Consider the following 22,376-nt stretch of genomic DNA (forward strand, 5'->3'; position numbering starts at 1 on the left):
ATAACTTTGAAAATATTGAATCTTTTATTGTTGTTAATTGTACAAAAATAATTAACTGTCTGGGTGATAAGAATGTTTAATTATTGTTTTTACGAGCTAGACTATAATTTGAATAAATAGAGGAAAAATGTTTTTTACAATAATTAAACATACTGATTATGAAATGAGGTTATTTAATTTTAGGAGGATATATGAGTCAAAAAAATGATTTTAAAGCTTTTTCTAGTAGTAATAATGCCAATGTAGTGAGCCAAGAAGGATATGAAGAAAGCCGGAGTTTAAAGACCGGGTTTCCGCCAGAAAATATTACTACTCATTTGCTCAATAAGGTATTACGTCAGTCATCAACAATAGCATCTGTTGTGGCTAATTTTATCGCGACATATTCCGGTGATGATATTCTGGATGATGGCGATATTGTTAAACTCGCTACCCAATTAAATAGAGCGTTAGAACAAAAAATTGCAACCGAAGTGCCAAGTGCTTCATTAACACAAAAAGGTGTTACTCAGCTCACAGATAAAATAGGTAATAGTAATACTCTCGCGGTAACTCAGAAATTTGTTTCTGATGTAAATGATAATGCTAATAACCGATTGGCAAAAGATCAACATGGCGCAGATATTCCTGATAAAAGCGCGTTTGTAAAAAACCTCGGCTTATCGGAAACGGTGGCGTTGGCGAAAAATGCGGTATCGGCCGATGGTGGCAATTATTCAGGGTATTTTAGGTTTAAACAGGTTGAAACACTTCCCACCGAACGTAATGCAACTATGTTAGTTTCTGTGCAGGGCGCTAAACCAACAAGTGAGATGGTTGCATTTACACTTTACAATTGGTACGACAATTATATTAAAACAGGTATTGTGCGTGGTAGTAGCGTAGATACCTATGGATATACTGTAGATATTAATGGCAAACGGGTTTTCTCTGTTTCTCCTGCGGGCCAAATTGAAGCGGCGTCAGCGAATATAAAGGGGAATGCGGGTGTTTTTAACATAATACATGATACTGGTAAACATGCCTATTTTCAGTTTCTTGAGGGAGCAAAAAGAACGGCTTACGTTGGATTTCCAAGTGACGGGTCACAAAATTTTGATATTTGCAACGAAAAAAAATCTGGCAGATTGACAATTGGTGGAGAGTTGGCTGCATATATTAATAACAATCGGGTTTTTTCTGTTTCTCCTGCGGGTCAGATTGAAGCTGCATCGGCAAATTTAAAGGGGAATGCGGGTATTTTTAATATAACATACAGTACTGGTGGACATGCCTATTTGCAGTATTATGAAGGGGCGGCGAGAACAGCCTACGTTGGATTTCCAGGTGATGGGTCACAAGATTTTGATATTTGCAACGAAAAAAGATACGGCAGACTGACAATTGGCGATAAATTGAAATATAACGGTAATCCTATTGCCATCTTTAATGATAATTGCATCGCCGATACTAATGGCAATATCAGAATATCCAGCCCCGTAGTGAGTATTTATCCAGACGGAACTTATGCGTTAACTCGCGAAGCGGAGGGGGTGACTGTCGAGCGGATAGATACCGGGAAATATCGTATCAGTGGCTGCGACGGTTTTGCTAAAGACGGTGCATGGGGAATTCACGGTGGTACCATCGTCCCGGCAGACAGCAACGGGTTAAATCTTATTTGGGTTAATGAATTAGTAGACACGTCTAGCGGCGATATAACAATCGAATGTTATCATCGGCAAAATACCGATGCGCCGATATTTACTCAAAATAAGCGCGTAAAGAGCGTTAACAGTGACGGGGAAGTCATTTATTACAATGATGGTGAGCTATGCGATATCCCCGATGGACGAGTAATTAATGTTCGAATTCAACGCCAAAAAAACCACCAGAATTTAGGCGAAGAGAGGGACGGCTAGGGCGTTGCGATGAAATCTCTGTTAGTTGTGATCGCGTCCGCAATGACCTTTTGGCAAATAGGGCTATACTCTATAGTGTAAGTAAACATAAGCTTTTTGACTTTAGGTTCTTAGTATGCTCGAAGAGTGTTGGAGGTAACATATGAAACGTCAGAGTGCCTTCATAGTTGGTAATGTATTAATGGGTGTTGGTATGTTGACCATCGTTAGCAGCCTGGCTTATACATTACTGCCCCATATCTTCGGTTTTGGCTGGCCTGAGTTTTTATCTGAAGCAGCGCTATTGGGAGTTTTTGTCGGTGCTCTTGTTTGGTTAGCTGGTGCCGGTGTGGGAGGCCGGGAAGGTGTGGCAGATCGTTACTGGTGGTTGAAAAATTACGATGAGCGTTATCGTCGTGGTGATCATCGGTATCCATAACAAAAACAGTGTTAGTCAGAATTTTTGCTAATGGAGGAATATTATTATGACTCCGGATAAGCAGAAAACCCGTTGAAGTTCTTGGCAACGGGTTTTTTCTTAAGCGCGATTTATGGCTGAAACTTAGTGTTCAAACATCGCAGAGATTGACTCTTCATTACTGATGCGGCGTATCGCTTCAGCTAGCATACCGGATAAAGTCAGAGTACGAACCTTATTCAGCGCCTTGATCTCAGCAGATAATGGGATGGTGTCACAGACAATCACTTCATCAATAACCGAGTTTTTGATGTTGTCCACCGCGTTGCCGGAGAAAATCGGGTGAGTTGCATAGGCAAATACACGTTTAGCACCACGCTCTTTCAATGCTTCAGCCGCTTTGCATAATGTACCGCCGGTATCAATCATGTCATCAACCAGTACGCAGTCGCGACCTGCAACATCACCAATAATGTGCATCACCTGAGAAACGTTAGCACGTGGTCGGCGTTTATCAATGATAGCCATATCCGTGTCATTTAGCAGTTTAGCGATAGCGCGGGCGCGGACAACACCGCCAATATCCGGGGAAACAACGATAGGGTTTGCCAATTCTTGCTGCAACATATCTTCCAGCAGGATCGGGCTACCAAATACGTTATCAACCGGAACGTCAAAGAAACCCTGGATCTGTTCAGCATGCAGATCAACTGTCAGTACGCGGTCTACGCCGACACTGGACAGGAAGTCTGCGACAACTTTTGCGGTAATCGGCACACGGGCTGAACGGACCCGGCGGTCCTGACGGGCATAACCGAAGTAAGGGATTACTGCGGTAATACGTCCGGCTGAGGCACGGCGCAGTGCATCAACCATAACGACCAATTCCATCAAGTTGTCGTTAGTCGGTGCACAAGTGGACTGGATGATGAAAATATCACCACCGCGTACATTTTCGTTAATTTGTACGCTGACTTCACCGTCGCTGAAACGACCGACAGCCGCGTCTCCAAGATTGGTGTACAGGCGGTTGGCAACACGTTGTGCTAGTTCAGGAATGGCGTTACCAGCAAAAAGCTTCATATCGGGCACGAGAAAAACCTCAGGCTTGCGTCCAGAGAGATATTGTTGACCAATGCTCAAATGAACGATATCTGTTCATTGGTTCAATAACCGGGTATCCCAGAGCGAAAACTGTGCAAAGGTGAATTGTTGACGCCACGCGCAACAAAACCATGCAACCACTCAGGGGCTTGATTTAACACCTTCCGGGCCGATGCTTCTGATTCGAATTCGCCGAATACACATGCACCGGTCCCTGTCAGGCGTGACGGCGCGTATTCTAGCAGCCATGAAAGAAGCTGTTCAACCTTACGAAAACGTTTTCTTACAAGAGATTCACAATCATTTGCGTACGGAGCCTGTAATAATGCGGCCAGAGAGCGAATTGGCGTATCACGTTTTAATTCCGGATCTGTGAAGATGCGCAGAGTTGGGATTTCAATCCCAGGGTGCGCAACCAGATACCACTTCTCTTCCGGCTCTGCTATGTGCAGGATTTCACCAATACCTTCTGCAAATGCGGCGTGGCCTTTGATAAAGACTGGTACATCAGCACCAAGACTTACACCGAGGGTTGCCAGTGTCTCGTCTGTGAGGCCAGTTTGCCAGTGGTAATTCAGGGCAATCAGGACGGTAGCGGCATTCGATGAACCGCCTCCCAACCCACCGCCCATAGGCAAACGCTTGTTGATACAGATATCTGCACCTTGATGAGCAATGCCAGTGCCGTGCTGATGGCTGTAGGATTGCAACAGACGCGCCGCGCGAACAATCAGGTTGTTATCGTGCTCCACACCTTCTACCGGTGTCAGTAAGCGGATTTCATTATCCTGACGTGGGGTGATGGTAATTTCATCACCATAATCCAGAAACTGAAACAGGGTTTGCAACTGGTGATAACCATCAGCGCGGCGACCGGTGATATAGAGAAACAGGTTAAGTTTTGCCGGTGAAGGCCAGGTTAGCGTCATTATTTTGTGGTCCAGTTATCCATTTTCAGCTTAATGCGGCGGTCGCCCTGAGTCAGTTCAAGACGGTTAGGAAGAGAGGGGGTTGTTGAGCTATCGTAGGATTGATAATTAACCTGCCATGTTGCGCCATGTTTTTGATAGTTTAAGGTTTTCAACAGATAGTTAGCATCCAGCTTGAACTCTTTTGCGTCACCGGGCAGACCGGTTATCCAATGTCGCAGATTATCCAGAGGAATATCCATATCGGTGAGTTGATAAATGATCTCTTCAGGATTATCACTGAAATATTTTTTACCCTGGTTATCGGTTAATTGCGTCATGCCGGGTTGAACGACCAGTTCTAATTCAGTGCTGCCCAGAGGATTCGTTAATAATAAACGGTAGCGCTCAGGGTTATATTGTTGCCAGAAAAAGCGGGCATAAACTTTCTTTTCATTAGCCAGATAGGCAAAAGATCCACGGGTCTGGTATTGGTTCAATTGGTGTAGTTGTTGTGTGTGTGCCCGCCACTGAGGGGAGTCTGCCGAACCGGAACCACCGGGTTGTGTTAATGTACAGGCGGTCAACAGCACGCAAGAGAGTGGCAGCAGACGGAATAGTGATAATTTGTGCATTGGCTTCATCGGCAATCTCTGATTAATAACATGAAAATGTTTACACCACTTAATAATGAAGAATGGCGCATTAATCCAGTTAAATCTCAAAAAATATCCTGAATAATGAGATTAGACGTGGTTGATCGTCTTTTATTGAACGGAGGTATCAAGTAGAATGCACAGCTAATTGAGAGTCCTTATTAAGGGTGATGATTTCATCAAAACAAGATGTTTTTTACGATGAACAGCCTTCCTGCTGATAATTCAATATGACTTTGTTAGCACTTGGTATCAACCATAAAACCGCTCCTGTATCCCTGCGTGAACGGGTGACTTTTTCACCGGACACTATCAGTGAAGCACTTGGCAACCTTCTCCAGCAACCTCTGGTGAGGGGAGGCGTTGTATTGTCAACGTGTAACCGTACAGAACTTTATCTCAGTGTAGAACAGCAGGATAATCTGTATGAGCAATTAATTAACTGGTTGTGTGAATACCACCAGCTTAATCCCAGGGATCTAAAATCCAGTATTTACTGGCATCATGATAATGAAGCCGTCAGCCACTTGATGAGAGTGGCGAGTGGGCTGGATTCGTTGGTACTTGGAGAGCCTCAGATCCTTGGGCAAGTGAAGAGAGCATTTGCCGAGTCGCAGGACTGCCGTTCTTTATCGAGTGAGTTGGAGCGATTGTTTCAAAAATCATTTTCTGTTGCCAAGCGCGTCAGGACTGAAACAGAGATTGGTTCAAATGCGGTTTCCGTCGCTTTTGCGGCTTGTACCCTGGCGCGACAGATTTTTGAAACACTTTCTGAACTGAATATTTTGCTGGTTGGTGCAGGGGAAACCATTGAGCTGGTCGCTCGCCATCTGAAAGAGCATCGGGTGCACCATATGATGATTGCTAACAGAACGAGAGAAAAGGCGCAGGTATTGGCTGACGAAGTTCAGGCGGAAGTGATCACTTTGTCTGAAATTGATACACGTTTAGCCGAAGCTGATATTGTCATCAGTTCAACCGCCAGCCCTTTGCCTATTATTGGTAAAGGCATGGTTGAACGTGCATTAAAGTTACGCCGTAACCAACCCATGCTGCTCGTTGATATCGCGGTTCCCCGCGATGTAGAACCTGATGTGGAAAAATTGAACAACGTCTATCTCTACAGTGTTGATGATTTGCAGGCAATTATTCAGCGCAATCTTGCCCAGCGCAAAGCGGCGGCTGTTCAGGCTGAATATATTGTTCAGCAGGAAAGTGGTTATTTTATGGACTGGCTGCGTTCACAAGGTGCAGTCAACTCAATCCGTGAATATCGTGCTCAGGCAGAACAGATGCGGGCTGAAATGACAGACAAAGCGCTGGCTGCTATCAACCAGGGGGCTGACCTGGAACAGACAATAAATCAATTGACTCATCAATTGACGAATCGTCTGATGCATGCTCCTACCAAATCACTCCAGCAGGCTGCCAGCAATGGTGACCTGGAGCGTCTTAATTTATTACGTGACAGCTTGGGGCTGAAACATAATTAACCATATCTCGGAATAGGGTCTGAAATCACGAATGAAGCCTTCTATTGTTGCTAAATTGGAAGCATTACAAGAACGTCACGAAGAAGTTTTGGCTCACCTCAGTGATGCTAATGTGATTGCTGATCAGGAGCGTTTCCGTGCTTTGTCACGGGAATATGCTCAACTGACGGATGTGACGAATTGTTTTAAGGTCTGGTGCACGGTGCAGGATGACCTTAAGGCCGCTGAAATAATGCTTGATGACCCTGAAATGCGGGAAATGGCACAGGAAGAGATCAAGGATGCCAAGGTTCGTAATGAGGAATTAGAACAGCAGTTGCAATTGTTGCTGCTACCGAAAGATCCTGATGATGAACGCAACTGTTTTCTTGAAGTTCGCGCTGGTACCGGGGGTGATGAAGCGGCTATTTTCGCCGGGGATCTGTTTCGTATGTACAGCCGTTATGCTGAATCCCGTCGGTGGAAAGTCGAGGTGATGAGCGCCAATGACGGTGAGCATGGTGGTTATAAAGAAATTATCGCTAAAGTTTCCGGTGAACAGGTTTATGGTCATCTGAAATTTGAATCTGGTGGTCATCGAGTTCAGCGTGTACCGGAAACTGAATCGCAAGGGCGTATTCACACTTCTGCCTGTACCGTTGCGGTTTTGCCGGAGATCCCGGAAGCAGAATTGCCAGAAATCAGCCCAAGTGATTTGCGTATTGATACGTTCCGTTCGTCTGGTGCCGGTGGTCAGCACGTCAACACCACGGATTCCGCTATCCGTATCACGCATATTCCAACCGGCATTGTGGTTGAGTGTCAGGATGAGCGCTCTCAGCATAAAAACAAAGCGAAAGCGATGTCGGTATTGGCCGCGCGTATTCGTGCCGCCGAAGTACGTAAGCGCCAGGAAGCAGAAGCCTCGGAGCGCCGTAACTTGCTGGGTTCCGGTGATCGTTCAGATCGCAACCGTACTTACAACTTCCCGCAAGGGCGGGTGACGGATCACCGTATTAACCTGACCTTGTACCGCCTTGATGAAGTGATGGAAGGCAAACTGGATATGCTTGTTCAGCCGATCGTTAATGAATATCAGGCCGATCAATTATCAGCGTTGTCAGAGCAGGATTGATGGATTATCAATCCTGGCTTAAACAAGCCACAACACAGTTATCAGCCAGTGACAGCCCTAAACGGGATGCAGAGATTTTGTTGGGGCTCGTCACTCACCATTCCCGAACTTACCTATTGGCATTCGGGGAAACGCAACTCAGTTCAGCGCAGTTCAGCCAGCTTGAAACGTTACTGGCTCGCCGGGTAAAAGGTGAACCCATTGCTCACATTACCGGCGAACGCGAATTCTGGTCGTTGCCACTAAATGTTTCGCCTGCCACATTGATCCCGCGGCCTGACACGGAGTGTCTGGTTGAAAAAGCGCTTGAACGGCTTTCACCGGTACCTTGCCACATTCTGGATTTGGGAACCGGAACCGGTGCGATTGCGCTGGCGATGGCCAGTGAACGCCCTGATTGCCGGGTTACCGGGGTTGATATCAATCCTGATGCGGTCATTCTGGCGCAGGGAAATGCTGAAAAACTGAAAATACAAAATGTGGATTTTCTGCAAAGCAGTTGGTTCTCTTCGTTGGATAATCAACAATTTACTATGATTGTCAGTAATCCGCCTTACATCGATGAAGCCGATCCTCATCTGTTTCAAGGTGACGTGCGGTTTGAGCCAGAGAGTGCATTAATTGCGGCAGAACAGGGAACGGCTGATCTAAAGACAATTATCAATTTGTCACGTCATTTTCTGTTACCTGGTGGATGGTTGTTGCTGGAGCATGGTTGGCAACAGGGAGACGTTGTAAGAAGCCTGTATTCTGAGAGTGGTTATCAGCTGGTGGCGACTTTTCAGGATTATGGCGGTAATGAGCGAATAACACTGGGTCAGTGGAAAAGTGATGAAAGCCATAGCTGATTATGAATTTAATAACGCATCTTTAAGTAGCGGTATTCTGTTAATATCCGGAGCCATCCGCTCCGACTTTCCTCAGAATTCAGTGGAGAAGCAGCTTCAGGTATTAATTGATGAAGCCAGACGTGAAATATCTCCACAGATGAACAGAGAGGAACAGCTGGAAAAATTACTCAGGTTGTTTTATCAGAACTGGAAATTCGGCGGTGCCAGTGGTGTTTATTGTCTGTCAGATACATTCTGGCTGGATAAAGTACTGCAAACCCGTCAAGGTTCTCCTGTGGTTTTAGGGATCATTCTTATCCATATTGCTCAGGCTTTAGAACTGCCCTTTATGCCGGTGGTTTTTCCGACACAGTTGATTCTGCGTATTGATTGCCCGGATAAACCGGTGAGATTTATTAATCCAACCGATGGCGAAGCGCTGAGTGAATATATGCTTGATGTGTGGTTAAAAGGGAATATTGGCCAGACAGCCAAATTGACGGCGGATGATTTGCAGGAAGCTGATAATATCAGCATCGTATATAAAGTGCTGGAGACGATAAAAGTTGTATTAATGGAAGAAGGCCAGTTGGAACTGGCGCTGAAAGCCAGTGAAGCCGTTCTGATGTTTGATCCCGATGACCCATATGAAATACGTGATAGAGGGCTTATATACGCCGAACTTGATTGTCATCATATTGCGGTTTCTGATTTAAGCTATTTTGTTGAACACTGCCCGGAAGATCCGGCGGTAGAAACGATCAGAAAGCAGCTATACTCCATTGAGCAGCAATATATTGTATTGCATTGATTATGCTCTGCACTGATTCATTTGGTTAATTTATTTGCCCTTAATAGGAGGTATAAGTATGCAACAGAAAGTGGTTAATATTGGTGATATCAAGGTCGCTAACGATCTGCCGTTTGTTCTCTTTGGTGGTATGAATGTCCTTGAGTCACGGGATTTGGCCATGAGTATTTGTGAGCACTATGTGACAGTGACACAAAAACTGGGCATTCCTTATGTTTTCAAAGCTTCCTTTGATAAAGCGAACCGATCATCAATTCACTCTTACCGTGGTCCTGGGCTGGAAGAGGGAATGAAGATTTTTCAGGAGCTGAAACAAACTTTTGGTGTGAAAATTATTACTGACGTGCATGAACCAGCACAGGCGCAGGCAGTGGCGGAAGTGGTTGATGTGATCCAACTTCCGGCATTTCTGGCGCGTCAGACTGATTTGGTTGAGGCAATGGCCCGCACTGGCGCGGTGATTAACGTTAAAAAGCCACAATTTATTAGCCCAGCCCAGATGGGGAATATTGTTGAAAAATTCAAAGAAGGTGGCAACGATCAGGTGATCTTGTGTGATCGCGGCAGCAACTTTGGTTATGACAATTTGGTTGTGGATATGCTGGGTTTCAATGTCATGGTTCAGGCCACGGGGGGGCATCCGGTGATTTTTGATGTCACTCATTCACTGCAATGCCGTGATCCGTTTGGTGCCGCGTCGGGTGGCCGTCGTGCTCAGGTGGCTGAACTGGCGCGTGCGGGAATGGCCGTTGGTATTGCTGGCCTGTTCCTTGAAGCTCATCCCGATCCGGTCAATGCGAGGTGTGATGGCCCATCAGCGTTGCCGTTGGCAAAACTTGAGCCATTCCTGATCCAGATGAAAGCGATTGATGACGCAGTAAAAAGCTTCCCTCAGCTGGATACCTGTAAATAATCGGGTACATCGAGTGATGACGGTGTTTGGCGCTGGTTTACAGCGCCATTATTGGGAAAAGGCTGACCAAGCTCCTTCTTTCAATGGCTTCAATTATCCATTTTGCAATTGAAATTCAACTCTTCCATTGCCCGTGGCAATGTTGCATGGAAACTGAGATGGTTTTCAACCCATTGAACTCTGGCTCTGGCCAGTGTTTTTAAAGGCTGAAATGGAATATCGCAAACAGCAATATATTTATCCTTACCTACTTCATCGATAAAGCGCTGGAAAGCGTGCAGCCCACCGGCATCCAGCACAGGAACGGCATCCCATTGCATGAGGATCGTCTGATAACCTGCGCTTGCTTCCTTTAATTCTGTAAAGATACGTTCAGCCGCAGCGAAGAATAATGGGCCATTGATACGAACAACCAGCAGACTGTTATCCCCATTTGTTTGTGGCAACTGGCTGATACGGGTCATATTGGCAATCCGACGCATAAACAGCAGTGAGGCTAACACGATACCAATCGTAATAGCGATGACCATATCAAACAGTACCGTGAACGACATACAAAGAACCAGCACAATAATGTCATCCCTTGGTGCGCGACGGATCAGATAGATAACTTTATGTATCTCGCTCATATTCCAGGCGACCATGAGCAACAGGGCGGACATGGCGGCCAGCGGAAGATAGGAGAGCATGGGTGCCAACGCCAGTAAAGTTAATAACACCAGTAGAGAGTGAACAATTGCTGAAACCGGTGATGTTGCACCGGCTCTGATGTTTGCCGCTGATCGGGCAATCGCAGCGGTCGCGGTAATACCACCGAAGAACGGTACCGCGATATTGCCCAACCCCTGACCAATTAATTCACTGTTTGAGTGGTGCTTCTTACCTGTCATACCATCCAAAACAACGGCGCAAAGCAGTGATTCAATCGCACCTAACATCGCCATTGAAAAGGCTGCGGGCAATAAAGCTGAAACTGTTGCCCAACTTATCTCAACGTGATGAGAGTCTATATCGGGTAAACGCCAGGGTAAAACGAATTGAGGAAGGATCGGGGGGATACCTTGGCCTTGCGTACCATCATTCAATAGGTAACTGAATTCAGAACCGATAGTCGCAGCATCCTGACCCAATAAATTCATTATCCCCATCACGGCGGTTCCCGCGATCAAGGCCGGAAGATGCCCGGGTAATTTCAGCCCAAGCTTAGGCCAGTAAATCAGAACCGAAAGTGTCGCCAGCCCAATCAGCGTATCACTTAAATGCAGCGTTGGCAGCGCCTGAAACAGCGCGGCAACCTTATCAATATAACTCTCTGGTACATGTTCCAATTGCAGACCAAAAAAATCTTTTACCTGCATGGTGGCGATAGTGATGGCGATCCCCGAAGTAAAACCCAGTGTCACCGGTAGAGGAATATACTCTATCAATTTGCCAAAGCGGGCTAACCCCATTACCAGCAGGATAATCCCCGACATGAATGTCGCAATGAGCAAACCACTCAGGCCAAATTGCTGAGATACCGGATAGAGAATGACAACGAAAGCGGCTGTAGGGCCGGAAACACTATAGCGTGAGCCGCCGGTTACCGCGATAACAATACCAGCGATAGCGGCGGTGTAAAGCCCGTATTGTGGCGCGACACCACTGCCAATAGCCAGTGCCATAGCGAGTGGGATAGCGATAATACCGACCGTAATACCGGCAATAATATCTTTAATTAAACGAGTAAAAGAGTAGGGTTCTTTCCAGCAAGCATCAATTACAGCACTAAACGGCCGTATGCCGTTCATTCTACGAGTTTTCATCTGTGCATAAACCAAAAAAATAAAAGAAAAAAGCAATAAGGTCATTATAAGCCAAATTGCAGGAATAATGCTTTTAGTTCAAAACGATAGCGCCATACATCAAACTCAATGTAAATAGATTAACGCCAGGAAAGGGAAAAGTAAAAGGGAGAATAACGCTATTATCACTGAAAAATATCTTGGAACCGATTCTATTAGGTATTTAATCTTATTGGTGAATCTTATTAGGTTAATTTCATAAATAATGTTTTCAATGTTTTTGGACTTGATTGTATATATTTTTTTATTAATTATGGCATTTTGATTTTTATTTTTACAATGAATTAATCTGATTGATAATGATTTGTAATTGTTATTGTTTTGTAATTAAATGATTGTTTGTACATTTACTGCTTTTATTATTATGCATGGATTAAATTAGCCGTATCAAATGATTTCACAATTTAGGTTTTCCCCTTAATTTTGCATGTAATTTAACCAATGCTTTAATGTCGCTTAAATATTAGATTAATAATTTGACAGATATAAGAACCCACCCTATTATTTAGAGTGACTCATGGAATTAGATGGATCAAATTAACCAAAAATACTTTTTTTAACTAATATTTATTCTGAATGCTTTGCTTAAAGTAGGGTTGACTGTTGAAAATAACTTTTGGATAAGGTAGGGATGTTTAAATGCATAAATATAACAGTAAGGTACTTATTATTGGTTCATCAAGTGACATTGGCAATGCGATTTGTCAACATGCGGTAGCGGGTGGCTATGAAATACTAGGGACTTCACGTAAACCGCGTAATGAAGAGATTCATTTAGATGTTATGTCCGATAACAGCGTAAAAGAAGCAATTGAAATTGCAATTGAAAAGATGAGATGTATTGATGCTGTTATCTATACGCCAGCGATGTCATTGGATGGTTTGTTGCATGTTCAGGATATTGAGAGCTGGCACGATGTTTTTAATGTCAATTTATTCGGTGCTGCAAGAGTGGCAAAGTATTTGCTTCCGCATTTTATGAAAAATCGTGATGGTGTGATGCAATTTATCTCTTCTACAGCGAGTGTACGTGGATCACCAGGTGCCACAGCTTATTCTTGTTCTAAAGCAGCCATGAACGCATTAGTAAAAAATATCGCCAATGACTATGGGCGTTTTAATATCAGGGCCTACGCTGTGATGCCGGGATATGTTGATGGTGGCATGTTACGTCATATTTCTTCAGAAAGAAAAGTGGAATTAGCCAGAAGTATTGCATTAAAACGAATGGCGGATGTTGATGAAATTGCCCGTTTTTGTGTCGGGGCATTGAGTGCGTCAACTTATATAACAGGTACAACCCTTCGCATTGATGGAGGATTGATTGGTTAATAACAGTATTATAAATGTTGCCAATCGCTTTAATGTGAAAATGATTGCCGGTTATCATTCCTGTGTTGGTCAAACTATTTGGAATAGAGACCGAAACTAATGATTAAATATCTTTATTCTTATATCGTTTATGAATTATTTTTTTTTAATAAATCAGCTAGGATAAATTTTTGAATATATTTATATAAATAGATCTATAAACCATTAAAGCCGGATATACACATATTGGGGATGATGATATGGACAATATTGACATGGTTAATGAAGAACTAGCAAGTATTCTATTGAATGTTGCTGAGTTAGACTCTGATTTTGAAATAACGTCGAATAAATTATTGAAGAGTGATCTTGGCATTGACTCACTAAAATTAATTGATGTCATTTTATCAGTTGAACGAACCTTTGGAAAAGAAATTTCTGAAGATGCACTTGCTCGTATTCAAACCGTAGGTGAACTATGGGAAGAAATAAAGCATAACTTGTCATAGTTGGGTTCATTTTCAATGAAAAATTAAGAGCCTATCCCATTAGCGTTATTTTATGTTCATTCGAAAGGACGGTCTGCAACAATGACGTCTATTGGGATAGGCTCTGGAATTCTCTATTTATTAAACATGAGTTGGGTGAAAATGTTGACTTTTAACGTGGAAAATTTAGCTATTTATCCGAGTATATTTCGGCATGAGAGAGCGGGGGAGTTTTATCTTCCCTCTGATATTTCTGAATTTGTAAGCAATAAAGGTGATCGTTTTCGTGATGATTTCAGCCGCATTTGTACCTATCTGGCAAATAAGCTTATTGCAGAAGATAGAAATGTAGGGAATGAATCTGTCATTGTGGGGACAGAATATGGCAACCTTGACGCCATGCTGCGTTTTCAGCGGCAAATAAGGAATAATGATAAAACGGTATCCGCTCAACAATTTCCTTATGCTACTACAAGTTCCGCTTCAACCTTTATTAACATTGACAAAAAGGTGACAGGAGGAAATTGTACCCTAAATGCAGGCAGTAAAACGCCGGTTATGGTATTCATTCAAGCGTTACTTAATTTATATAATAGATCAGCAGGTATTAGCCATCTGTTTTTCGGTGATGTCTATTGTGCAGAAGCACTTGATGATATACGGAAAAAAACCAGCAACCAAAAATCAATATCTTCTGGTGTAATGTGTGTGGGTTTGTCGAGTGGAAAACAATTTACCGCAGATTTTTTCTTCGGGTCAACAGTGGAAGAGGTAAAAAGGCAGCTTGACAATTTATCACCGGAGACAAAGATTTTTATATTCAACACGTTGAATAAGAATGAAGCTTTAATTAATACGATTAAAGATTATAATATCATTGAATATCAAGAATATAACGGTGCTTTTCTATTTCATGAATTTATGAACGCTATTCAGTGTAGTCAAAAAGAAGAGGCGTTTGTATTTATCACAATCGATAACATGAATGCCTCAGGCGTAAGGGTGATACATAATGATGAGTGATCGTATTAGCCATGTTTTTTCACCTGATGATGAGATATTCAAATATCATTTTCCTGACACCCCTATTGTGCCTGGTATCTTGCCGGTAGCCGCTTTTTGTAAGGAGATGGCTGATAAATCTGTTGATTTTATCAATTTGAGAAATCTGTTCTTTTATCAATTTATACGCCCTAATGAAGACATTAAATATAGCCAGGAGAGAAATAAGATTTCTGCAACAGTATCTGAACAGCTCTGTTTTTCTTTTTTTCTGGATTATTCTGGCAAAGATGAAGGGTGTGAAATCAAAAGAGATCTTTTCTCATCTTCTCTATTATCATTGCCATTGCGTGAACCTGAATTTTGGTTTTTGCCGAAGACCGTCTATATTAATGATATATCAAATAGTGCAAATTGTCATTTGAATATTAAATTGTTGCAGGATGAATCCGCTTATTTACAAAAATTCCAATATTTTACTTTGCTTATCCTTGTTGAAGCCATGGGGAATTTGGCATTAGTTTTACAGCATCAACAACAACAAAACATTTTAACTGAAAGTGATTATGTTTTTGCCAGATTTGGTGAATTGGCTTTCAGTCCGGATATTGAACATATTAATTCCCCTGTATTTATTGAAACCAAAGTGACACGGTTTGGTTCAATAATGTGTTGGAATGCATGGGCATATAGTGAAGGGGAAAAATTACTTTGGATAAATGACGCTATATCAATTAAGAGGAAGGGGAACGATGTTGGATAAAATATATATTACCGGGCTTGGCGTCGTCACTCCAATTGGTATAGACGTCGAAAATTATTGGCAGAAGTTATGCGCTGGAGAGTCAAATTTTACCCGGTTGGCACCTGTCTATACTGCAATGAAACCAAATTTTATTGCCGGCAAAATTTCGGCTGGGCCTCGAATGGAGATAAAAGCCAGGGCACCAAAATGTACAGGGGCACAGGTTCCTGACTCTTCTCTGTATGCTGTAGATGCAGCACTCCAGGCGATAGCGGATGCAGGATTACAACCGGGATGCGCTGAATTGCGCAATGCATTAGTGTGTGTTGGTAATAATGAGGCTGAGGCGGATATTCTTGATCAATTAGTTGAAGGTATGCCCGTAAACTGGAATGCCAATATCTATTCGAGTCATGCAGTTTCCGATAATGTTGCCCGCGCAATGGGTTCCTCCGGGCCTTCCATGACGATACATAATACCTGTGCCTCAGCAAATATTGCTCTGGAAACAGCACTACGCATGATGAAAGCAGGAATTGTTTCAACATCCGTAATAGGCGGAGGAGACGCTTTTTCTAAAAAAGTGTGGTCAGGTTTTTACATGCTTAATGCATTGGGGGCGGAACAGTGCCGTCCGTTTTCGCAATTAAGGCGTTTTATTACCATATCGGAAGGCGCGGCTTTTTTAGTGTTGCAGAATAGAAAACAAGTTGGTGAACATCAATCTCCTTATGCTGAATTGATCGCGACTGCAAGTAATAATGATGCATTACATCCGACTAACCTGGATATTAGCAGTGTCACCCAATGTCATGAAAAATTATTAAATTCGGCAGGGCTGGAAGCAGAAGATATTGATGGTATCTATGCACATGGCACCGGCACAAAAGCTAATGATGCAGTAGAAGCATCCATATTCTCTGAATATTTCCCTAACTCGGCGGTTTCAGCGATTAAAGGAACTATAGGGCATATGATGGCAACGGCGGGCGCGATTGGCGCAGTCAGTGCTTGTTTATCTTTGAGAGATCAGATGATGCCACCAACGAATATCTTGCCGGAGGATTTTGAATATCAATTCAATTTAATTACTCATAGTATGGAAATGAAACATAATTTACGCTATGTACAAAATAATGCATTTGGTTTTGGTGGTAATAACGCGATTACTTTATTTGGTAGGGTGACTTAATTCTTCATGATACAAAATGAACGATGAGAATAAAGCGTATAGCCTGATTTTCATGAAACAAAAATAATAATTTTGAGGTTAATAATATGATTATATTGGGTATCAGTGGTCTTCCTAATTCTCAACGTTTCATGCGGGAGAATTACCCGGGTGTGAGTAAATTAGACGAGCGCATTTGTCAGGGAGTAGATAGTGCGGCCTGTTTGATTATTGATGGAAAAGTTGTTGCCGCCGCCGCGGAAGAACGCTTTACCGGAGAGAAAGGCACGGGACAATTTCCTGCTCATGCCATTAACTATTGTTTGGCGGAAGCGGGTGTTACGCAAGATGATATACAGGTTATTGCTCACGGTTTTAATTATGATCACTATCGTCGTTTTTTTGTATCGAACAAAAAAATGTTCGAGGGTGCTTTCAGTAACAAAACAGTGATTGATGCATTTGCTTCTGCTGGGTGGCAAAATATCGAACCGCGTTTTCAAGCGGTAGATCATCATTTAGCTCATGCGGCATCTGCCTTTTATCCCAGTGGTTTCCCGTCTGCACTTTGTGTCGTTTCAGATGGTATGGGTGAAATAGAATCCTTGAGTATTTATCTTGCTAAAGACCAGCAATTCCAAAAATTGTACAGTCAACCAATTAGTTCTTCATTAGGTGAGCTTTATTCTATCTGTACCCGGTTCCTTGGCTTTGTATTTAATAGTGATGAATATAAAGTCATGGGACTTGCCGCCTATGGTAATCCTGAGCGATACCGTCATATTTTCAATGAATTGGCCCAATTCGATGCAGATAGTGGATCAATACATATAAACTGGTCACCGCAACTGTTTGATAATGCGGAATATGGTTTTCCTGTTGCGATGACACAGCTCAGTGATATGTTCGGTCTTACACCGAGAGGTGAAGATGACATCTTGCTGGATGTTCACCAGGATTTTGCTGCGGGGTTGCAGGAAAAATTCGCACTTTTGCTGAAACAATTAGTCACGTATTGGTTGCAAAAAACCGGTGAAACATCACTTTGTCTTGCTGGCGGATCATTTTTAAACTGCAAAGCCAATCAGGTCCTTTGTCAGCTTGATCTGGTGGAAAATGTTTTTGTCCAACCTGCATCGGGTGATGATGGTACTTCTTTGGGGGCGGCGCTTTTTGTTGCCGGTAAATACCACAATAATTCAGATCGTTACTTTAATCCTTATCTCGGCCCGCGCTTCTCAACAGATGAAGTTCGTAATGCATTATTCCGGCATGGTTGTAATGCAGGAATGAAATGGCGTTATTTAGGGTTGAACGATGATTATTTTGTTTCTGCGGCTAACGATATCGCAGCAGATAAAATCATTGCCTGGTTCCATGACCGGATGGAATTTGGACCAAGAGCACTTGGCAATCGTTCGATTCTCGCGCTTCCGGCAGGTGAAGGAATAAAAGACAGAATTAATAGCACGGTGAAGTTTCGTGAGGCTTTCCGTCCATTTGCACCTGCCATTTTGGATGAGGACTGCGATATTATTTTTGAGACACGAAATCTATCGCCGACCCGATATATGCTTTGCACCGCGGGAGTAAAACCAGAAATGGCAGGGCCGGTCTCCGGTATTGTTCATGCGGATGGAACGGCACGTATTCAGCTTGTGGAACGGACTATGAATGAAACTTTTTGGCGGTTACTGAAAGCGGTACAGGAAATAACCGGTTATGGTTGTCTGGTGAATACTTCATTTAACGTTAGGGGACAGCCACTTATCATGTCACCTGATGTTGCGATAGAGACGTTTTTAAAAACTTCATTGGATAAACTTTATATTGAAGGATTTATCGTATGGAAAGAATAACGTTGAAATGCTAAAGAAAATGGCTGAATTGAATAAAGTTTCGGTTAATTGATTATTGTCGATTCTTTGGCGCAAATGTGTTTCCTTATCATCTTGGCAGAATACTTGAATATGATATTGGATGATATGGGAACACATTCTTTCAATTTGGCGAGCCGGGATTGCCTGCTGGACAACATAAGGTAACTATCGATCAGCAAAGGAAATATAAAAATATGATAAAAGAACTCCAGCAGCGTAAGCTGCTATCAATGGTGCAATCACAGAATGGTCTTATTGGGTACCGGTTTTCTGATAGTTTATATGCTGTTGCCGAACTCCTTGATAAGGCACTTTTGCAAGTTTTAAGTAAAGGAATATCGGTTACTTCACATTCGTGTACCACATTATTACCTCGATCCACCTTGGAACGTATCAGTTTCTTTGACAAATTGCCTAGCAATCCATTGCATGTTTATCCTCATTTAACTCACGATGTCATAAGTGAAAATAGCGGGGATGCATGGGTACTGAGTCCATCGACTTGCTATCATACTTTTTCTCATTTGATAGATAGTACTCATGATTGGGAATTGAAATATTTTACGGCTAAAGGACAGTGTCATCGATACGAACCGGTTAAAAATGAGCCTACTCGCATGGGGAATTTTACCATGCGTGAATTAATATTGGTGGGGATACAGGAAAAAGTAGAAACGCAATGTGAAATAATATTTGGGCAAACCGTTAAATTCTTACGACTACTGTTTCCTTCTCTTTCGGTGGAAAAAGCCAGCGATGTATTTTATGGCGAGCATTCTAAAGTGACTCGTAAAGTACAATTATCAATGGGCGTCAAGTGTGAAGTGCTTATTCCTTGGTTTGATAAATATAACGTTAGCGTTGGTTCACGAAATTTACACCGGGATTTATTTACCACAAATTTTAATATTATCAGTCGTGTCAGTGATTGCCCTATGCATTCTGCTTGTATTGCTTTTGGGATGGAGAGATTACTTTTTGCGCTGTTATCACATACTTTGAATTATGAACCTGATTTACTTATCGAAAATATATCACAAGCAGCTGAAATAATATTAAAGGAAAAATAACTGTGATTGCAGGACATAATATACTGGGTCCGCTATTCATAAATAAATCCATTGTATCGAGGTGATAAAATACTTATGGAAAATATGATGGATAAATCGAAAATAAACGTCGCTATCAATTGTTTTACCGGTAGCCTGACAAGATTACTTAATCTACAGGGTAAAAATATTTTTGAGGCGGAGATCTTTGAAGCTGGCAATGGTTATTTATTTCGTAGTGGTTATGATGAATTGAATATGCCTGAATACACTTTCTCGGTTGAAACTGTTGGACTAACTGGCGCGGTATCTTTAGGTGCAAATATGGTTTCACTACCGATAGATTACCCACATTGGTGTTGTCAATTATATGAATTATTATGTCAGAAGAAAGGTGTAGTTGCTTGGGTCAATTCGGCACATTTATCTTATTCTGAGGTTTATGCTAATAAACCAGAATACCTTCATGCTGTGCTGATCACCGCTATTACGGATGATTATTCACAAGTGCGTATCTTTGATTCTTTGGTGGTTGATCGGGAATCCTATGCTTGTGAGGCATGGATGCCCTCCGGGCAATTTTATTTAGCGCTTTCCGATAAAGTGCCCAGTGAAATTTATGATCATATGGGGAATTTTTATATTGTTGATTCGTTGAGAAATCTGGAAATAATACCTGTGAGAGAATCACTTATTCGGCAGGCTGAATTATTTAATACTTCACCTGAATGTTATGATTCGCTGAGAAATTATAGTAAATTATGCTTGGATTTATTTCAACAAGCAGAGGATAAAGCGTGTCGGGCCGCCAAAAGATTGTTTGATCATATCAGTGTGTTGTATGTGATACCCAATTTGAGTTTGTTAAAATATTCTTTAATCAGGGCAGATATTGCGCCTGCTCTGATTGAACATTGCACGGAATTGATTGGTCATTGGAAAGCTTTATCCATTTTAGCCCTCAAGTTTGAAGCCACATTATCACTTCAAGTATTGAAAAAAATAGAGGACCGTTTTAATCACATTGATCAAATGACTAACGTGATGTGGGGGGAGTTGTATAGGTATAAAGATAAATCATGTTATTGATCATTATGGCGTACTGGATAATTATATATAAATTAAGTTAATTTATAAGCATGATGATAATTTTCATAAACATTATCACGCATAAATAAAGTCGCGACGCTTTTGATTGAAATTTTTTATTAACAATTCTTGTTGATATGAAAGTTTTCGTTTATTATTTTAATAGATATTGGCAAACTGGATTAGGCAGTAATTACCCTTATTAAATGGATGGCGAATATGACTAAAAAAATTTCATTCATTATCAACGGTCAAGTCGAAATATTTCCTGAAAGTAATGAATTAGTTCAATCCATTGATTTTGGTGATAATCGTGTTTATTTACCCATATTGAATGATTCTCAAGTAAAAAACATTATTGATTATAATGAAAATAATAAATTGCAGTTGCATAACATTATCAACTTTCTCTACACAGTAGGGCAAAGATGGAAAAATGAAGAATATTCAAGACGCAGGACATATATTCGTGACCTGAAAAAATACATGGGATATTCAGAAGCAATGGCCAAGCTGGAGGCCAATTGGATATCGATGATCTTATGCTCTAAAGGTGGTCTTTATGATCTGGTAAAAAATGAACTTGGTTCTCGCCATATCATGGATGAATGGTTACCACAGGATGAAAGCTATATCAGGGCTTTCCCGAAAGGTAAGTCTATACATCTGCTGGCCGGTAATGTCCCGTTATCGGGTGTAATGTCTATATTACGTGCCATCTTAACAAAGAATCAATGTATTATAAAAACCGCATCAAGTGATCCTTTTACAGCTAATGCATTAGCGTTAAGTTTTATCGATGTAGACCCTAATCATCCAATAACGCGCTCTTTATCTGTTGTATATTGGCAACATCAGGGTGATACATCACTCGCAAAAGAAATTATGCAACATGCGGATGTCATTGCTGCTTGGGGAGGGGAAGATGCGATTAATTGGGCAGTAAAGCATGCACCTCCCTATATTGACGTGATTAAATTTGTCTCTAAGAAGAGTTTCTGCATTATTGATGACCCTGCTGACTTGACGTCCGCAGCGACAGGGGCGGCTCATGATATTTGTTTTTACGATCAGCAAGCTTGTTTTTCCACCCAAAACATATACTACATGGGAAGTCATTATGAAGAATTTAAGCTGGCGTTGATAGAAAAACTGAATTTATATGCGCATATATTACCAAACGCCAAAAAAGATTTTGATGAAAAGGCCGCCTATTCCTTGGTTCAAAAGGAGAGCTTGTTTGCAGGATTAAAAGTAGAGGTTGATGTTCATCAGCGCTGGATGATTATTGAGTCAAATGCGGGTGTGGAACTTAATCAGCCCCTTGGCAGATGTGTATACCTTCATCATGTCGATAATATTGAGCAAATATTGCCTTATATTCAAAAAAATAGGACGCAAACCATCTCTATTTTTCCTTGGGAGTCGGCATTTAAGTATCGGGACGAATTAGCCTTGAAAGGTGCTGAACGGATTGTAGAAGCAGGAATGAATAATATATTTCGAGTGGGTGGGGCTCATGACGGAATGAGACCGTTACAACGATTAGTGACATATATTTCTCATGAAAGGCCATCTCACTATACTACTAAGGATGTTGCGGTTGAAATAGAACAGACTCGATTCTTGGAAGAAGATAAGTTCCTTGTATTTGTCCCTTGATAGGTAAA

At 42.0% G+C, this 22,376-nt stretch carries 20 protein-coding genes; 16 read left to right on the top strand and 4 right to left on the bottom strand.

What is annotated here, in order from left to right; translation table 11 throughout:
* The first annotated feature begins 191 nt into the window (after positions 1-191).
* Together C5471_RS05645 and ychH are read left to right on the top strand one after the other, a co-directional pair.
* Entirely contained in the window at positions 192-1,901 is a 1,710-nt protein-coding gene (locus C5471_RS05645) for a phage tail protein (protein ID WP_133813195.1), read from the top strand.
* Positions 1,902-2,043: 142 nt separating this feature from the next.
* Entirely contained in the window at positions 2,044-2,319 is a 276-nt protein-coding gene (gene ychH, locus C5471_RS05650; RefSeq protein WP_133813194.1) for a stress-induced protein YchH, read from the top strand.
* Between the two features lie 123 nt (positions 2,320-2,442).
* On the opposite strand, the gene prs is transcribed toward ychH, so the two are convergent.
* The 3 genes from prs to lolB all read right to left on the bottom strand — a co-directional run bounded on the left by prs (position 2,443) and on the right by lolB (position 4,954).
* Positions 2,443-3,390 (bottom strand): ribose-phosphate diphosphokinase, encoded by a 948-nt coding sequence (prs, locus tag C5471_RS05655; protein WP_133813193.1) that lies wholly within the window; start codon positions 3,388-3,390, stop codon positions 2,443-2,445.
* Positions 3,391-3,464: 74 nt separating this feature from the next.
* Entirely contained in the window at positions 3,465-4,331 is an 867-nt protein-coding gene (ispE, locus tag C5471_RS05660; RefSeq protein WP_133813192.1) for a 4-(cytidine 5'-diphospho)-2-C-methyl-D-erythritol kinase, read from the bottom strand.
* Positions 4,331-4,954, bottom strand: a complete 624-nt coding sequence (lolB, locus tag C5471_RS05665; RefSeq protein ID WP_133813191.1) for a lipoprotein insertase outer membrane protein LolB — start codon at positions 4,952-4,954, stop codon at positions 4,331-4,333. The genes ispE and lolB overlap by 1 nt, the downstream gene beginning before the upstream one ends.
* 242 nt (positions 4,955-5,196) lie before the next feature.
* On the opposite strand from lolB, the gene hemA reads away from it, so the two are divergent.
* The 5 genes from hemA to kdsA are packed head-to-tail and all read left to right on the top strand — an operon-like array spanning position 5,197 to position 10,127.
* Positions 5,197-6,459 (top strand): glutamyl-tRNA reductase, encoded by a 1,263-nt coding sequence (gene hemA / locus C5471_RS05670; protein WP_133813190.1) that lies wholly within the window; start codon positions 5,197-5,199, stop codon positions 6,457-6,459.
* Positions 6,460-6,490: 31 nt separating this feature from the next.
* A complete protein-coding gene (gene prfA / locus C5471_RS05675) occupies positions 6,491-7,573 on the top strand; it encodes a peptide chain release factor 1 (protein WP_133813189.1) in 1,083 nt (360 codons plus the stop codon).
* Positions 7,573-8,421: a peptide chain release factor N(5)-glutamine methyltransferase gene (prmC, locus tag C5471_RS05680; RefSeq protein WP_133813188.1), complete on the top strand. Its 849-nt coding sequence runs from the start codon at positions 7,573-7,575 to the stop codon at positions 8,419-8,421. The genes prfA and prmC overlap by 1 nt, the downstream gene beginning before the upstream one ends.
* Complete coding sequence (sirB1, locus tag C5471_RS05685) at positions 8,405-9,214, top strand: invasion regulator SirB1 (RefSeq protein ID WP_133813187.1); 810 nt, start codon at positions 8,405-8,407, stop codon at positions 9,212-9,214. The genes prmC and sirB1 overlap by 17 nt, the downstream gene beginning before the upstream one ends.
* A gap of 58 nt (positions 9,215-9,272) precedes the next feature.
* Positions 9,273-10,127 (top strand): 3-deoxy-8-phosphooctulonate synthase, encoded by an 855-nt coding sequence (gene kdsA / locus C5471_RS05690; RefSeq protein WP_133813186.1) that lies wholly within the window; start codon positions 9,273-9,275, stop codon positions 10,125-10,127.
* An 89-nt stretch (positions 10,128-10,216) separates the two neighbouring features.
* Here the strand turns inward: kdsA and dauA are convergent, their stop codons facing one another.
* Complete coding sequence (gene dauA / locus C5471_RS05695; protein WP_133813185.1) at positions 10,217-11,932, bottom strand: C4-dicarboxylic acid transporter DauA; 1,716 nt, start codon at positions 11,930-11,932, stop codon at positions 10,217-10,219.
* A gap of 678 nt (positions 11,933-12,610) precedes the next feature.
* Between dauA and C5471_RS05700 the strand changes: the two genes are divergently transcribed.
* From C5471_RS05700 to luxC, 9 genes are all read left to right on the top strand, one after another.
* Positions 12,611-13,303, top strand: a complete 693-nt coding sequence (locus tag C5471_RS05700) for an SDR family NAD(P)-dependent oxidoreductase (RefSeq protein WP_133813184.1) — start codon at positions 12,611-12,613, stop codon at positions 13,301-13,303.
* A 239-nt stretch (positions 13,304-13,542) separates the two neighbouring features.
* Positions 13,543-13,791 (top strand): acyl carrier protein, encoded by a 249-nt coding sequence (locus C5471_RS05705; protein ID WP_133813183.1) that lies wholly within the window; start codon positions 13,543-13,545, stop codon positions 13,789-13,791.
* Between the two features lie 81 nt (positions 13,792-13,872).
* The gene (locus tag C5471_RS05710; RefSeq protein ID WP_133813182.1) at positions 13,873-14,793 is read left to right on the top strand and encodes a hypothetical protein; all 921 of its coding nucleotides are present in this window, start codon (positions 13,873-13,875) and stop codon (positions 14,791-14,793) included.
* Positions 14,786-15,535: an ApeI family dehydratase gene (locus C5471_RS05715; RefSeq protein WP_479687633.1), complete on the top strand. Its 750-nt coding sequence runs from the start codon at positions 14,786-14,788 to the stop codon at positions 15,533-15,535. Before C5471_RS05710 ends, C5471_RS05715 begins: the two co-directional genes overlap by 8 nt.
* Complete coding sequence (locus C5471_RS05720) at positions 15,525-16,709, top strand: beta-ketoacyl synthase N-terminal-like domain-containing protein (protein ID WP_166295708.1); 1,185 nt, start codon at positions 15,525-15,527, stop codon at positions 16,707-16,709. Before C5471_RS05715 ends, C5471_RS05720 begins: the two co-directional genes overlap by 11 nt.
* 86 nt (positions 16,710-16,795) lie before the next feature.
* On the top strand, positions 16,796-18,547 hold the full coding sequence (locus C5471_RS05725; RefSeq protein WP_133813179.1) for a carbamoyltransferase family protein: 1,752 nt from the start codon (positions 16,796-16,798) through the stop codon (positions 18,545-18,547).
* Between the two features lie 215 nt (positions 18,548-18,762).
* Positions 18,763-19,638 (top strand): class-II aminoacyl-tRNA synthetase family protein, encoded by an 876-nt coding sequence (locus C5471_RS05730; RefSeq protein WP_133813178.1) that lies wholly within the window; start codon positions 18,763-18,765, stop codon positions 19,636-19,638.
* 75 nt (positions 19,639-19,713) lie between these two features.
* A complete protein-coding gene (locus C5471_RS05735) occupies positions 19,714-20,706 on the top strand; it encodes a hypothetical protein (RefSeq protein WP_133813177.1) in 993 nt (330 codons plus the stop codon).
* Between the two features lie 219 nt (positions 20,707-20,925).
* Entirely contained in the window at positions 20,926-22,368 is a 1,443-nt protein-coding gene (luxC, locus tag C5471_RS05740; RefSeq protein WP_133813176.1) for a long-chain-fatty-acyl-CoA reductase LuxC, read from the top strand.
* Positions 22,369-22,376: the final 8 nt, after the last annotated feature.

The sequence above is a fragment of the Photorhabdus tasmaniensis genome (assembly GCF_011189505.1).
GTDB classification, from domain to species: Bacteria; Pseudomonadota; Gammaproteobacteria; order Enterobacterales; family Enterobacteriaceae; genus Photorhabdus; species Photorhabdus tasmaniensis.

What these genes read in the sequence shown, in the direction of transcription:
- C5471_RS05645 (WP_133813195.1), top strand. Translation starts at nt 192, where the DNA reads ATGAGTCAAAAAAATGATTTTAAAGCTTTTTCTAGTAGTAATAATGCC.
- sirB1 (WP_133813187.1), top strand. Translation starts at nt 8,405, where the DNA reads ATGAAAGCCATAGCTGATTATGAATTTAATAACGCATCTTTAAGTAGC.
- hemA (WP_133813190.1), top strand. Translation starts at nt 5,197, where the DNA reads ATGACTTTGTTAGCACTTGGTATCAACCATAAAACCGCTCCTGTATCC.
- C5471_RS05710 (WP_133813182.1), top strand. Translation starts at nt 13,873, where the DNA reads ATGACGTCTATTGGGATAGGCTCTGGAATTCTCTATTTATTAAACATG.
- ispE (WP_133813192.1), bottom strand. Translation starts at nt 4,331, where the DNA reads ATGACGCTAACCTGGCCTTCACCGGCAAAACTTAACCTGTTTCTCTAT.
- prfA (WP_133813189.1), top strand. Translation starts at nt 6,491, where the DNA reads ATGAAGCCTTCTATTGTTGCTAAATTGGAAGCATTACAAGAACGTCAC.
- kdsA (WP_133813186.1), top strand. Translation starts at nt 9,273, where the DNA reads ATGCAACAGAAAGTGGTTAATATTGGTGATATCAAGGTCGCTAACGAT.
- lolB (WP_133813191.1), bottom strand. Translation starts at nt 4,954, where the DNA reads ATGAAGCCAATGCACAAATTATCACTATTCCGTCTGCTGCCACTCTCT.
- C5471_RS05725 (WP_133813179.1), top strand. Translation starts at nt 16,796, where the DNA reads ATGATTATATTGGGTATCAGTGGTCTTCCTAATTCTCAACGTTTCATG.
- C5471_RS05715 (WP_479687633.1), top strand. Translation starts at nt 14,786, where the DNA reads ATGAGTGATCGTATTAGCCATGTTTTTTCACCTGATGATGAGATATTC.
- ychH (WP_133813194.1), top strand. Translation starts at nt 2,044, where the DNA reads ATGAAACGTCAGAGTGCCTTCATAGTTGGTAATGTATTAATGGGTGTT.
- dauA (WP_133813185.1), bottom strand. Translation starts at nt 11,932, where the DNA reads ATGAAAACTCGTAGAATGAACGGCATACGGCCGTTTAGTGCTGTAATT.
- C5471_RS05720 (WP_166295708.1), top strand. Translation starts at nt 15,525, where the DNA reads ATGTTGGATAAAATATATATTACCGGGCTTGGCGTCGTCACTCCAATT.
- luxC (WP_133813176.1), top strand. Translation starts at nt 20,926, where the DNA reads ATGACTAAAAAAATTTCATTCATTATCAACGGTCAAGTCGAAATATTT.
- C5471_RS05700 (WP_133813184.1), top strand. Translation starts at nt 12,611, where the DNA reads ATGCATAAATATAACAGTAAGGTACTTATTATTGGTTCATCAAGTGAC.
- C5471_RS05735 (WP_133813177.1), top strand. Translation starts at nt 19,714, where the DNA reads ATGGAAAATATGATGGATAAATCGAAAATAAACGTCGCTATCAATTGT.
- prmC (WP_133813188.1), top strand. Translation starts at nt 7,573, where the DNA reads ATGGATTATCAATCCTGGCTTAAACAAGCCACAACACAGTTATCAGCC.
- C5471_RS05705 (WP_133813183.1), top strand. Translation starts at nt 13,543, where the DNA reads ATGGACAATATTGACATGGTTAATGAAGAACTAGCAAGTATTCTATTG.
- C5471_RS05730 (WP_133813178.1), top strand. Translation starts at nt 18,763, where the DNA reads ATGATAAAAGAACTCCAGCAGCGTAAGCTGCTATCAATGGTGCAATCA.